The 12962-nt window shown below is 59.4% G+C and carries 11 protein-coding genes; 3 read left to right on the forward strand and 8 right to left on the reverse strand.

All coding sequences use genetic code 11. The features are described from left to right. Nucleotides 1-131: 131 nt before the first annotated feature. The 8 genes from gshB to EBB56_RS12380 form a co-directional block, all read right to left on the reverse strand. A complete protein-coding gene (gshB, locus tag EBB56_RS12345; RefSeq protein ID WP_045993846.1) occupies nt 132-1097 on the reverse strand; it encodes a glutathione synthase in 966 nt (321 codons plus the stop codon). Nucleotides 1098-1224: 127 nt separating this feature from the next. Continuing rightward, nucleotides 1225-1884 carry a S1 RNA-binding domain-containing protein gene (locus EBB56_RS12350; protein ID WP_045993845.1) on the reverse strand — a complete coding sequence of 220 codons (660 nt, stop codon included), beginning with the start codon at nt 1882-1884 and terminating at the stop codon, nt 1225-1227. A gap of 381 nt (nt 1885-2265) precedes the next feature. Then, nucleotides 2266-2610 (reverse strand): hypothetical protein, encoded by a 345-nt coding sequence (locus EBB56_RS12355; protein WP_083970522.1) that lies wholly within the window; start codon nt 2608-2610, stop codon nt 2266-2268. A gap of 146 nt (nt 2611-2756) precedes the next feature. Further along, nucleotides 2757-4337: an aldehyde dehydrogenase (NADP(+)) gene (locus EBB56_RS12360; RefSeq protein WP_124804517.1), complete on the reverse strand. Its 1581-nt coding sequence runs from the start codon at nt 4335-4337 to the stop codon at nt 2757-2759. Nucleotides 4338-4359: 22 nt separating this feature from the next. After that, nucleotides 4360-5349, reverse strand: a complete 990-nt coding sequence (araD1, locus tag EBB56_RS12365) for an AraD1 family protein (protein ID WP_045995215.1) — start codon at nt 5347-5349, stop codon at nt 4360-4362. A gap of 14 nt (nt 5350-5363) precedes the next feature. After that, a complete protein-coding gene (locus tag EBB56_RS12370) occupies nt 5364-6626 on the reverse strand; it encodes a TRAP transporter large permease (protein ID WP_052704569.1) in 1263 nt (420 codons plus the stop codon). Between the two features lie 7 nt (nt 6627-6633). Then, nucleotides 6634-7137, reverse strand: coding sequence for a TRAP transporter small permease (locus EBB56_RS12375; RefSeq protein ID WP_045995214.1), 504 nt, complete (start codon nt 7135-7137; stop codon nt 6634-6636). A 72-nt stretch (nt 7138-7209) separates the two neighbouring features. Beyond that, nucleotides 7210-8226, reverse strand: coding sequence for a TRAP transporter substrate-binding protein (locus EBB56_RS12380; protein ID WP_083970693.1), 1017 nt, complete (start codon nt 8224-8226; stop codon nt 7210-7212). Between the two features lie 187 nt (nt 8227-8413). Here EBB56_RS12380 and EBB56_RS12385 point away from each other — a divergent pair, with 187 nt between their 5' ends. From EBB56_RS12385 to EBB56_RS12395, 3 genes are all read left to right on the forward strand, one after another. Continuing rightward, the gene (locus tag EBB56_RS12385; RefSeq protein WP_045995212.1) at nt 8414-9943 is read left to right on the forward strand and encodes a UxaA family hydrolase; all 1530 of its coding nucleotides are present in this window, start codon (nt 8414-8416) and stop codon (nt 9941-9943) included. A gap of 371 nt (nt 9944-10314) precedes the next feature. Then, a complete protein-coding gene (locus EBB56_RS12390; protein WP_239452634.1) occupies nt 10315-11373 on the forward strand; it encodes a GntR family transcriptional regulator in 1059 nt (352 codons plus the stop codon). A gap of 600 nt (nt 11374-11973) precedes the next feature. Continuing rightward, complete coding sequence (locus tag EBB56_RS12395) at nt 11974-12954, forward strand: tripartite tricarboxylate transporter substrate binding protein (protein WP_045995210.1); 981 nt, start codon at nt 11974-11976, stop codon at nt 12952-12954. Nucleotides 12955-12962 lie beyond the last annotated feature (8 nt).

A 12962-nucleotide genomic window follows, 5' to 3' on the forward strand; every position in this document is an offset into this window, starting at 1 on the left:
CGCGCCGTCCAGATGCGTGGCCAGGCCTCAGGGCGAGTCGTCGCCCCGACGGCCCGGCAGGATGCCCCCAGTGTACCATCCGGGGGCATGGCGCTCAGTGACTGTGGGGAAAACTCGACGTGATCGACGGTCTAGCCACGCGCCGCCAGGCGACGCTCGATGGCGTCCATCAGCAGGCCGGCGATGTCTGTGCCGCGCTGGTCATCGATCTCGCGCACGCAGGTCGGGCTGGTGACATTGATCTCGGTGATGTAGTCACCGATCACGTCGAGCCCGACGAACATCAGGCCCTTCTCCTTGATCACCGGCTTGACCTGCTCGACCAGCCAGTAGTCGCGATCGGTCAGCTCGCGGCTGACGCCGCGACCGCCGGCGGCCAGGTTGCCGCGGGTCTCGCCGGCGGACGGGATCCGCGCCAGACCAAAGGGCACCGGCTCGCCGTCCACCAGCAGGATACGGGTGTCGCCGTCCTTGATCTCCGGCAGAAAGCGCTGAGCCATGATCTGGCGCCGGCCGCGTTCGGTCAGGGTCTCGATCACCGCCCCCAGGTTCCGCCCCTCGGGGCCGATGTGGAAGATGCCGCTGCCACCCATGCCGTCCAGCGGCTTCAAGATGACGTCGCCGTGCTCGGCCTGGAAGGCGCGGATCTCGCTGTCGCGACAGGACACCAGGGTCGGTGTGCAGCACTGCGGGAACTGCTGGGCGAACAGCTTTTCGTTGCACTCGAACAGCGGCCGGGTCGGGTTGACCACCAGCACGCCCTCGCGCTCGGCGAAGGCCAGCAGATGCACGGCGTTGAGGAAGTGGCCATCCACCGGCGGGTCCTTGCGCATCAGGATGACGTCGAGCTCCGCCAGCGGCCGCGACTCGACCTCGCCCAGGTCGAACCAGTGCTGCGGGTCGCGGTGGACCTGCAGCGGGCGCTGGTGGGCATAGGCACGGCCTTCCTTGAGGAACAGGTCTTCCTGTTCCATGTAGGAAAGCGACCAGCCGCGATCCTGAGCGGACCACAGCATGGCGAGACTGGTGTCTTTCTTGTAGGTCAGCTGGTCGATGGGGTCCATCACCACGCCGACACGAAGGGGGCGATTGGTCATTCGGGGGTCGTCCGCTAGCGGTTGATGCCGTCAAGTATGCCCGACACCCCAGGCACCACCAAGGTCAGTCGCTGTCGACACTCCTCTTAAACCTGCAAGGCGCCTTTCCGCCGTCCAGCGCACTACCTCAAGCGCTGTCATCGGTCGTGGTGGTGCCAGCGTCCCTGGGCGCCAGGCGCACCCCGCTGTCCTCGATGATGATCAGGCGTCGCTTGTAGAGCCGACCGATGGCCTGCTTGTAGGCATTCTTGCTGACGCCCAGGCGCGCCTTGATCTCGGCGGCCTGACTCTTGTCCGACAGCGGCAGGTAGCCGCCAGCGTCGCGCAGTGCCTTGAGCACCTGTTCGCCGACCACGTCCAGACGGGCCGAGCCCGGCGGCAGCAGCGACAAGTCCAGCCGGCCATCCTCGCGCACCCGCTTGACGTAGCCGGTCAGGCGCTGGCCGCGGCGCAGCGGGCGGCTGATCTCATCGTGATAGATCAGCCCCCAGCAGCGGTGATCGACCACCGCCTTGACCCCCAGGTCGGTGGTGTCGGCGATGACCAGGGCGACCTCATCGCCGGCGCGATGATCATCGCTGTGATCGGTGATGTAGCGCTCGAGACGCTGGGAAGCCACCGGCCGTCCACTGCGGTCCTCGCTGACCTTGACCAGTACGCGCCGGCCCACGGCCGGCGTCAGGCGCTGTTCGCTGAGTGGCAGCAGCAGGTCACGCTCGTGGCCCCAGTCGAGAAAGGCGCCGAAGTCGGTGACCTGCACCACCCGCAGATCCGCCACCTCGCCCATGGCGACCTTGGGTGAGCCGTGGCCCTGACGAGATCGTCCCGACGAGGTCGACCGCGAGGACTTGCCGGCAGCACTTCGAGAACGGCTGTTCGCAGCGTCGTTCGAGGCGCTGTTCGAAGAGCGATGCGAAGACGGCTTGTCATTGCTGGAGCGCGGTGGTGTACCACGACGGCGGGAATCTGACATGGGGAGGGGTTCCACAAGAATGTGCAGCCCCATTATGGCGACTGCCGCGGGCATATGATACAGCCCGCGGCACTTGCCTTGCTGACGCCTGCAAGCTGACGCATGCAAGCCCACACCCGCAAGCTCACACCCACAAGGTCAGGTCCACAGACGGCCTGTACCCTGCCTTTGGGACGAACGCCGGTGAAACGACGCTCAGGTCGGCCAGCTCGGCCCTCGCTTGCTCAACCGCCGGGTGTTGGAGGATGTCTTGCGCCCCAAGGGTTTGATCGCCGCCGTCAGCACCTGGTCGGGGCTGCGGCCACTGATCGCCGCCCGCTGGGCGGCCATGGCGGCCTGGGTAAAGGCCGTCATCTTCTCGGTGACCATGCGCAGGTCCTCGCCGGGAGCCACCGACCAGAACCCTTTCATCCCCATCAGTCGCATGCCGATCACCATCTGGGCCTCGACCAGCATCTGGGTCATCTTCATCCCCATCATCCAGTAGCCAAGGGGCGTACCCCATTGAGCCATCGGGGAGGCTGCACGACGTCTCGCCATCATCCTTCTCCTTCATCAGCGGGCAGGAATACCCATTTCAGGGTAGTGGGGTAGACGCTATCCCTTACAAGCTACTCGATCTGCGTGCCCAGCGCTCACCTCAATGACGGTGATTTTCTTCATCGACAGCGACTGATGGGAAAGGCTCAGCTCTCGCGCTTGCCATCCACCAGGCGGCTGACGTTCAGCGGATTGCCGTCCTTGAGCGCCTGCGGCAGCAGGGCGTCCGGCAGGTTCTGATAGCACACCGGGCGCAGGAAGCGGTAAATGGCGGCGCTGCCGACCGAGGTGGTGCGCGAGTCCGAGGTGGCCGGATAGGGGCCACCGTGGACCATGGCGTGGCACACCTCGACCCCGGTGGGCCAGCCGTTGGCCATCACCCGACCGGCACGCCGCTCGAGGATCGGCAGCAGGCCACGGGCCGCGTCGATGTCGCCGTCGTCCATCTGCAGGGTCGCGGTCAGCTGCCCCTCGAGACCCTCGGCCAGTGCCTTGACCTCGTCCAGGTCGGCACACTCGACCACCAGCGAGGTCGAACCGAACACTTCGGCCTGCAGCGCCTCATCATTGAGGAAGTCGCTGGCCTTGGCCACGAACAGGCCGGCCTGGCACTGGTTGGGTCCGTCGCCCTGGGGGCCGCGCGCCACTTCACGGGCCTTGTCGCTGCCGCCCAGGGTGTTGACGCCCTGGGTGTAGGCGTCGTGGATGCCCGGCGTCAGCATGGTCTGTGCGCCGGCACCCTTGACCGCTTCGGCGGCGGCCTCGACGAAGCCGTCGAGCGCCTCGCCCTTGACCGCGATCACCAGCCCCGGGTTGGTGCAGAACTGACCGGCCCCCATGGTCAGCGAGCCGACGAAGGCCTCGCCCAGTTCCTTGCCACGGGCCTTGAGCGCCTCGGGCAGCAGGAACACCGGATTGATCGAGCTCATCTCGGCGTACACCGGGATCGGCTCGGGACGCGCCTGGGCTGTCTTCATCAGGGCGGTGCCACCGCTGCGCGAGCCGGTGAAGCCCACCGCCTTGATCCGCGCGTCGCTGACCAGGCCCTGGCCGACCTCGCGACCAGAGCCGAACAGCAGCGAGAACACGCCTTCCGGCAGTTCGCAGCGAGCCACCGCCTTCTGCAGCGCACGGCCGACCAGCTCCGAGGTGCCGGGGTGGGCCGAGTGGGCCTTGACCACCACCGGGCAGCCGGCGGCCAGAGCTGAGGCAGTGTCGCCGCCGGCCACCGAGAACGCCAGCGGGAAGTTGGAGGCGCCGAACACCGCCACCGGACCCAGCGCGATGTGGCGCTGGCGCAGGTCGACCCGCGGCATCGGTTCACGGTCCGGCAGGGCCGGATCGTGCCGCACGTCGAGCCATTCGCCGGCGCGCACCACCGAGGCGAACAGGCGCAGCTGGCCGCAGGTACGGCCGCGCTCGCCCTGCAGACGTGCCTGGGGCAGGCCGGACTCCTGCATGGCCCGCTCGATCAGGGCATCACCGAGCGCCTCGATCTCCTCGGCAATGGTCTCGAGAAAGGTCGCACGGGCCTCGAGGCCGGTTTCGCGGTAGCTATCGAAGGCCGCCCAGGCCAGTTCGCAGGCGCGCTCGACCTCAGCCTTGGAACCTGCCTTGTAGCCAGGCTCGAGGGTCTCGCCGGTGGCCGGATTGACGGCGTGGATGGGCTCGCCCTTGGCCTCGATGGCCTGGCTGCCGATCAGCTGCTTTCCTTCCAATGAATACATAAAAACTCCTTGAAAATTTGCCTTAAAGCGAATCGATTACCGGCTTTGAAGCTGACACGCGCTTCAGCACATTGCTCAACGGGCGCGTGGTGATATCACACTCGATACGCATTTCATCACCATCTTCAAGGGCAATATCATCACCGAAGCTCAGTACCGCGGCGCCAAAGAAGTGAACATGCAACTGGTTCGGCTGACAAAAGGTTGCATACTTGAAGTGGTGGTATTCAAGGTTACTCACCGAATGACACATGTGCTTTTCACCGCTCATGAAGGGGCGATGCCAAAGCTGTTCGCCACCCCGATGCAATGACACATTTCCCTTGATCTCCTCGGGGAGTTCGCCAACGAAAATCTCGGGACCGATGCTGCAATCGCGCAGTTTTGAATGCGCCAGATACAGGTAGTTCTGTTTTTCCGTTACATGATCGGAAAACTCGTTTGCCAGGGAGAAGCCGACTCTGAAGATTCGGCCTTGGTCATTGACGATGTAAATCCCGGCAAGCTCGGCTTCTTCCCCACCATCCAGGGCGAAGTCCGGCATCGTGATCTCGGCAAAAGGGGCGCGTAGCGTATGACCCGTGCCCTTGTAGAACCATTCAGGCTGCGCACCGACCTCGCCTGCTGCGGGCTTCCCTCCGGCGACACCCAGGTCAAACATGCGCTGAGTATCGGTGGGCTGTGCCGTCTTCGCCTCGACGTTCTCGCCTTCATGCATCTGGCTACGCGGAGCCGCGCTGCCAAGATGGGTCAGACCGGTCCCGGTCAACAGCAGGTTGGCAGGCTCGGGGTGGGTGATCGGTGCGCGAAGACGGCCCTCGCTGATGGCCTTGTCGTAGGACAGGGTGGCATCCGTGCGAAATTCGGACAGCACAGCGTCCAGCTTACGCTCCTGGTTCGCCGCATGAAGCGCAATGGTGTAGAGAGGCTGTGCCAGCAGTTCAAGCTCATCGCCGTTGACGATAGCCGCAACGCCCTCATTACTATCGTTTACCACTTGTACAATATGCATGAATATCTACCTTGTTAATTAATAAACGCAAGGGACAAGCCAGGAATATAAGTAATAACCAGCAGCGCAAGCAGCAGCACCAGGAAGAAGGGAAGCGAGGACCTCAGGAATTGCAAGGTGTTCAGCCTGGCGATATTACAGCTCACGAACATCAGCACCCCGAGAGGCGGAGTGATCTGCCCGATCAAGAGATTGAAGAGCATGATGACGCCGAAATGGACGAGACTGATATCCAGAGCGTTCAGCAGCGGAATCAAGATCGGAACGAGGACGATGATCACGGCGATGGTTTCCATGAACATGCCGATAACCAGCAATGCAAGGTTAAGCAGCAACAGCACCATCAACGGATCGTCAGTCAGCCCTGTAATCCATGTAACCACCTCCTGCGGCGCTTGCAGAATGCTCAGCGACCAGGCCAAGGGGGCCGAGGCAGCGATAATAATCAGGATGGAAGCAGCTTCACGAGATGTTGAAACAAGAAGCCCGCCCATATCCTTCCAGCTTAATGTCTTGTAGACAAACTTTCCGACGAAGAAGGAATACGCGACAGCGACAGCGGCAACTTCGGTAACCGTAAAGATCCCCATCCGAAAGCCGACGATGATCAGCACGGGCATCAGTAGCGCCCATACCGACTTCTTGAAGTAGCTGGCCACGCGAGAACGTTGGAAGCCTTCATCCTTCGGGTATTGCTTGACGACGCTGATACCGGTGATAAGAAGGGTCAGCAGCAGGGCGATCAGAAGGCCTGGCAAGATGCCCGCAATGAAAAGATCGCCGATGGAGATATTGGCCTGCCAGCCGTACACCACCATCAGGATCGAAGGCGGAATGATCGGCGACAGCGTGGCAGAAGAGGCGGTCAGCGCAACCGAGAACCCCCGATCGTAGCCGTTTCGCTCCATCTGCGGGACCATGACCCGCGTGGTGGCTGCACAGTCGGCAAGAGAAGACCCGGAAATGCCCGCCATCAAGACGCTGGAAAGAACGTTGACGTGGGCGAGCCCGCCTCTCAAGTGGCCTACCAGCGACCGTGTAAAGTCAAAAAGCCGTTCGCTGATGCCACTCTTGTTCATGATGCCGCCGGCGAGCATGAACAGCGGTATTGCCAACAGTGGAAAGGATTCGACCCCGGAAGAAACCCGCTGAGCCAGAACATTCAGCGGAATATCCAGAGAAATAATGGATACGACAGAGGCGCCGAGCATCGCCAGGGCGATCGGCATACCAAGGAGGATCAGGGAAAAAAGTATAGCGAGTATAATAATCAGCATTTCACACCTATACATTTTCCATGTCGGTTTCGAATGCATTGAAAGAGCATTCGACCACAGCGTTCACCATTAAATGAAAAACACTGAACACAAAGAATATCGGCATCGCATAGGCGAACCAGGCAAGCGAGATACCCAGAATAGGAGAGGTACTGCTGGCAACCGTCTGACAGTACTCGTATCCGAGGAACGCCATGGCGCCAAGAATCACGATAGAAAGGACGAGCACCAGGGTATGTACCACACTTCTTATGCTTCTCGGCATCGCAGCTACCACTGAATCTACGGTGATATGCTGCTTTTCAGCAAAAGCCACACTGGTTCCGACAAATGTCAGCCAGACAATCAATAGTTTCGACACACTTTCGCTCCATACAAAGGGAGCACCAAGAATGTATCGAAATGCCACCCCCAGTGTGAGAAGCAGTGCCATCACACCGAGGATCACGCCGATGGACACCTTCTCGGTCGCAAGCAGACCGCTGTTCACTTTTACGAGAAAACTAGTCATGTATCACCATTGACCAATCGCCGCCTTGCCCTGCGCGTCAACTCGGCGAGGCAAGGCGGGAGGTAGCAGTAGTTAGTTGCGATAGTTTTCAATCGCGGTCATGACGCGACGATAGTCTTCTTCACCCCAGCGATCGACCAGGTTTTCCCTGGCTTGCACTGCGGCTTCCTCGAAGGAGGCACGGTCGATATCTTCGATGACGTTGATGTTGCCACCCGCACGAAGCTCTTCGAGCATGGAACCTTCACGCTCGGTCTGCAGCTCGTAGTTCTCCTGGGCAAGCTCTTGAACGACCTCTTGGAGAATTTCCTGATGGCTTTCCGACAGTGACTCGAACTTCTGCGAGTTCATCAGGACAACCTGGCTCTGCAGCATATGCCTGCTCATGACCAGTTGATCCTGAACTTCATAGAACTTGCGGGAATAGATGGTGGGAATCGGATTCTCCTGTCCATCGACAGTCCCCTGCTGGAGCGCCAGGTAGACCTCGCTGAACGGAATCGGGGTGGGTGAGGCGTCGAAGGCTTTTACCATTTCTACCCACGCCGGCGACTCGGGCACGCGCACCTTGAGGCCCTTCATATCCTCGACGCTATGCACCTCATCACCGTTGAAGGTGAGGTTGCGCCAGCCCCAGTACCAGGTCTTTGCCAGAGGTACCAGGTTATGCTGCTCCTTCAGCTCGTCAAAGATCGGCTGATAGGCCTCCCCCTCGAGGATATGTCTTGCTTCATCCCAGCTCTGGAAGATGAAAGGCGCGTTTGAAATCTCCATGGCGGGGAGAAGCGTACTGGCACCGGAGTACCCTGGCACGACAATGTCGATGGAGCCGTTCTTGGACTGCTGGAGCAGCTGTACCTCGGAACCTAGCTGCTCACTCGGGAAGACCTGAATCTTGAGCTCGCCATCGGTCCTTTCTTCTACCCGTTCGCCCAGCTCACCCAGCAATTCATAGCTAGCTTCACCAGGATTGAAAGTGTGGCCAAGTCGCAGCGTGGTCGCTGCGTGAGCGGTACCAGCGGCAAACACCATGGCGCCTGTTGAAAGCGTAAAGGTTGCAGCGGTCAATAATGCTTTTGCTTGTTTCATCGAGTCACCTGTTGTCGCTGTTTTTTATCGGCCCTGGTGAGGGCGACCGGGCAGCATGCGGGGCCAAAGCTAAAGCAAATGCTCATTGCGCGCAATGACCATTTTGTGAGACTATAGTCTAATCGCCACGATTGCCAAAGCTGATAGGCTTTCCGCCAGTTTGTGATTTCTCTTCCAGAGGCCGTCCATGCAGCTAATTAACAACACGCCTGCTGTCATTCGTTTGCATCCCCAGGACAATGTCGGGGTCGCCACTCGTGCCCTGCCGAAAGGTATGCCGATTGACGACGATTCGAACCTGTCCTTGCAGAATATTGACGCGGGCCACAAGGTTGCCTTGAAGGCAATCGCTGCTGGCGACAGCATCACCAAATATGGCCAGGTCATCGGCAACGCCAGCAGTGACATTGCTCAGGGCGAGCATGTGCATACGCACAACGTTTCGATGCTCGAGCGGACCACTTCTCTGGAAGGATTTTCGCCGGCAGCGATGACCAACGCCGACGAGAGCGAGCGGCATTTCAATGGTTATCTACGCTCGGACGGCCAGACAGGAACAAGAAACTATATTGGCATCCTCTCCACGGTGAACTGCTCGGCAACGGTCGCAAAAATGGCCGCAGAACAGCTCAATGCATCCGGAGAGGTCGAAGCCCTGGGCTATGACGGAGTCGTTCCGGTAACCCATGGCTCCGGCTGTGCCATGAATACCGAAACAGAAGGCTTCGCCTTTCTGGAGCGCGTCATCGCAGGCTATGCAAGACACCCGAACTTCGCCTTCGTATTGATCATTGGTCTCGGCTGCGAGACCAATCAGGTCAAGCAATTAGTGGAAAAATCGGGATTGACCGATACATCTCGTCTCTACTACTTCAACATCCAGGATGTTGGCGGCACCAGGGCAAGCATCGAACTGGCGCGCGAGAAGATCCTCGATATGGCCCGTAGCCATCCAAGAGCCGAGCGCCAACCCAGTCCTCTCAGCAACCTTACCGTAGCGCTTCAGTGCGGCGGTTCAGACGGCTACTCGGGCATCACCGCGAACCCAGCCCTCGGGCACGCTGCGGACCTCATCGTCAAGCATGGTGGGAGCGTGATCCTCAGCGAAACTCCCGAAATCTATGGCGCCGAGCATCTTCTCCTGGATCGAGCCATCAGCAAGGACGTGGCAAGCAAGCTCCTGGATCGCATCGCCTGGTGGAAGCACTACACAGAGATCAATGGCGCCGAGCTGAATAACAACCCGTCTCCGGGAAACAAGGCCGGAGGTCTGTCGACGATCCTGGAAAAATCGCTGGGTGCCGTCGCCAAGGGCGGATCGACCAGTCTCAACGACGTACTTGAGTATGCCCAGCCGCGCACGCAGCCGGGGTTCAATTTCATGGACAGCCCCGGCTACGACCCGGTATCGGTGACAGGGCAGATCGCATCCGGTTCCAATATGGTGTGCTTCACGACGGGGCGAGGTTCGGTATCAGGCTACAAGCCAGCACCGTCCATCAAACTCGCGACAAATACCGCCATGTATGAACGCATGTCCGAAGACATGGATATCAACTGTGGCGTTATCGCTGACGGCATGGCGAGTGTCGAAGAGGTCGGCGAGATGATCTTCGAGCGGATCATCGCGGTCGCATCGGGCGAATCCAGCGCTAGCGAAACCCTGGGGTATGGCAACAATGAGTTCGTCCCGTGGATGGTCGGCGCCGTGACCTAGGCCGCCGCCTTGACTGCAGCGGCCATGGGTCACGGACACCAGCGCAACGAAAGCTTGCCGCGAGTGCCCCCTGCGCGTGACGGCGGTACGCAGCAGGCAGGGGATGCACGTCTCGCCGATGCAGTCCTTTGGGCTAGCCGGCCAGGGTATTGCGGGCCCCGGGGGGCCAAGGCCAAATGGGTCGAGGACAGTCTGTCCGACGACGAAAAGACCGCCCCTGCGAGGCCCGATGCCAGGCGATCAGTCTTACAGCGCTCGGCTTCAGGCCCTTTGGCGCTAGCGGTAGGCAAGCCGACGAACAATGATCTGAGCCAAGCGAATACGGTTTCTTGAAGGGTAGACCCCTCCATTGACACTATCGCCATCTCATCATGGCAAGCTTCAAGCGCAAGGCCGGAAAACCACCACAACAAAAGCTAAAAAGAATTGTTGCGACACGGTATTGGAGAGTCGAGATGGGTACGCTAAAGGATCAGCTCTACCACATATTAACCGAGAGCATGGAAAGCGGTAGCCTCGAAACGGGGCTTGTTCTGCTGGAAAGCAATATTTCCGAGCTTTTCAAGATTAGTCGTTCCCCTGTGCGTCAGACGCTGGAACGGCTTCACAACGAAGGAAAGATCAGCCGCTTTGATGGCAGGGGCTACCTGGTGGGGAGTCAGCCTTCTGACGTTATCAGACGCCAACTCACCGAGAAGGACTTCGCACAATCCAGCGGAAAGATGGCGGTCCGCCGGACCGACTCCTGGCGAAAGTTTGCCGAAGAAATCGAACGCGATATCGTTCTCTGCTCCATGCTAGGTCGTATGGAGCTAAACGAACTAAAACTGGCAAAGTTTCTCGATGTTAGCCGAACCACGACTCAAAAGATTCTCCTTCACCTTCAGTCCCTGGGTGTTGTTGAAAACAACAAGTACAGTAGCTGGACAGTGGTACCACTGGATGATGACAGACTGCATCAGCTATACGAGGCTCGACAACAGCTTGAGCCCTTCATGATCGCCCAAGCCACCGAAAAACTGCCCAGTGCCGATATCAAACGCTACATTGACCGGCTCGATAGCGCAGAAAACCAATACCCGAACATCCGGGGAGAGCTTCTCGACGAACTGGAAAACGACCTGCATCAACATGCCATGATAGCGGGGGGTAACGATGAAATCGTTACCATGCTTCAACGTACCCGCCCCATACTCTTGATAAGCAAGCACCTTCTCGGGAGCAAGATCGACTTTCCTCAGAGCGATCCCTTCTTTGACGAGCATCGCGAAGTTTTCAGTTTGATGCTTTCGCGGAAGCCGACTCAGGCTCGCCATTCCCTGTTCAGGCATCTCACGGCGTCAGAGTCCAAGGTACAGCATCGTTTGGAGCAGTTTCGCGATAACCCGGAAGTCGATATCCCGGAATATCTTCGCAGCCCCGGCGGATAGAGAAGTCATTGCTATCGGGGCTTGGACGACGACGAATTGTCTTCGACAAGCAGAGTCTACCAATGCCAGGTGCCCTGCCCCAACCGGCGCCTGGCTCTCGCGCACCTGGGGGACCTCCTTGTAGACTTGCTACCACCATGCTTCTCCAACCAGGTTCGCCATGCATCGGGGCGTCTTTTTATTCCGGATTTGCATTAACAAAGCCAATTTCTAGACGGCGATGACTCTTGCCTACCCTCCCTTATAGCCGTCATCTTTCTGGCGATCTGAGCCGCTGGTGGCCAACAAGAGTCCACCATTGTGTCTGTCGGCCAGGGTAGAGCAATGGTCCACCGCCAATTGAGACGGCTAGCAACCATCTGTTATTGAATGGTTTTATAGTCTTTTCTGCCTCTCTGCGGCCTCGCCACGGGAATCTTTTGCTTGGCCGACCCGAGCGCTTATCGCCTTTTCTTCCGCGTGAATCCGTGGCTCACAAAAGAGCCATTTTTCGGCCGGGAACTAAACTAAAGTCTAAAAAACGTTCATTGTACGCAATGAACACAGCGTGCTAGATTCGTTACTCCCTACAATCCATAATTAGACGATCCAGGCATGCCAATGAAAGCCATAATCAACACAAAAACCGTCAAGACCGTCACCGCAACGCTGTTGCTCGCAGCCTCCAGTTCTGCCTTTGCTGCCTATCCGGAAAAGCCCATCACCATCATCGTCCCCTGGGCGGCCGGTGGAGGCACAGACGCCACCGCGCGGACCATTGCCACCGCACTCGAAGAAGAGCTTGGCCAGACGGTCAACGTCGTCAACCGCACAGGCGGCAGCGGCGTCGTCGGTCATAGCGCCATGGCCACGGCTCGCCCCGATGGCTACACGCTGGGCCTGGTGACTGGCGAGCTCAACATGATGCACTGGCAGGGGCTGACCAACCTGACTTACGAAGACTACACCCCGATCGGGCAGATCAACTTCGACTACCCGGGGATTCAGGTCCGCGCAGATGCTCCCTATGAGTCTCTGGAAGACCTGGTAGCAGCCATCCGGGAAGAACCCAAGGGAACCTTCCAGGCATCCGGTACCGGTCTGGGGGGCGTCTGGCACCTGGCCTTCGCCGGTTTCCTGATGGATCAGGGTATGGAAGCTGACCGCGTCACCTGGATTCCCAGTCAGGGCGCCGCACCGGCCATGACCGAACTTGCCGCTGGCGGCCTGGAGATCGTTCCGAGCTCTGTTCCTGAAGCACGTTCGATGATCGAAGCGGGACGTGCCAAGAGCCTGGGCGTGATGGGACCGGAGCGCATCGAGAGCTTCCCTGACGTTCCGACTATCCAGGAGGCGATCGGCAGCGACTATCTTGTCGGCGAATGGCGCGGCATTGCTGGGCCAAAGGGAATGGATCCCGAGGTCGTCGCTACGCTGGAGACCGCACTGGAAGCAGCTTACAACAGCGATACCTATCAGGACTTCATGTCCCAGCAGGGGTTCGGCACCGAGTGGCGTAACGCGGAAGAGTTCGGCCAGCTGATGGTCGAGATGGACGCGGTCTACGGTGAGATCATCGAGAACGTCGGTCTGGGCAAGTAAGGATTGCT

The sequence above is a fragment of the Halomonas sp. YLB-10 genome, from assembly GCF_003856855.1.
GTDB lineage: Bacteria > Pseudomonadota > Gammaproteobacteria > Pseudomonadales > Halomonadaceae > Halomonas > Halomonas litopenaei.

Coding starts and splice junctions, on each gene's coding strand:
- gshB (WP_045993846.1), bottom strand. CDS start 1,097: ATGACCAATCGCCCCCTTCGTGTCGGCGTGGTGATGGACCCCATCGAC.
- EBB56_RS12350 (WP_045993845.1), bottom strand. CDS start 1,884: ATGGGCGAGGTGGCGGATCTGCGGGTGGTGCAGGTCACCGACTTCGGC.
- EBB56_RS12355 (WP_083970522.1), bottom strand. CDS start 2,610: ATGGCGAGACGTCGTGCAGCCTCCCCGATGGCTCAATGGGGTACGCCC.
- EBB56_RS12360 (WP_124804517.1), bottom strand. CDS start 4,337: ATGTATTCATTGGAAGGAAAGCAGCTGATCGGCAGCCAGGCCATCGAG.
- araD1 (WP_045995215.1), bottom strand. CDS start 5,349: ATGCATATTGTACAAGTGGTAAACGATAGTAATGAGGGCGTTGCGGCT.
- EBB56_RS12370 (WP_052704569.1), bottom strand. CDS start 6,626: ATGCTGATTATTATACTCGCTATACTTTTTTCCCTGATCCTCCTTGGT.
- EBB56_RS12375 (WP_045995214.1), bottom strand. CDS start 7,137: ATGACTAGTTTTCTCGTAAAAGTGAACAGCGGTCTGCTTGCGACCGAG.
- EBB56_RS12380 (WP_083970693.1), bottom strand. CDS start 8,226: ATGAAACAAGCAAAAGCATTATTGACCGCTGCAACCTTTACGCTTTCA.
- EBB56_RS12385 (WP_045995212.1), top strand. CDS start 8,414: ATGCAGCTAATTAACAACACGCCTGCTGTCATTCGTTTGCATCCCCAG.
- EBB56_RS12390 (WP_239452634.1), top strand. CDS start 10,315: ATGGCAAGCTTCAAGCGCAAGGCCGGAAAACCACCACAACAAAAGCTA.
- EBB56_RS12395 (WP_045995210.1), top strand. CDS start 11,974: ATGAAAGCCATAATCAACACAAAAACCGTCAAGACCGTCACCGCAACG.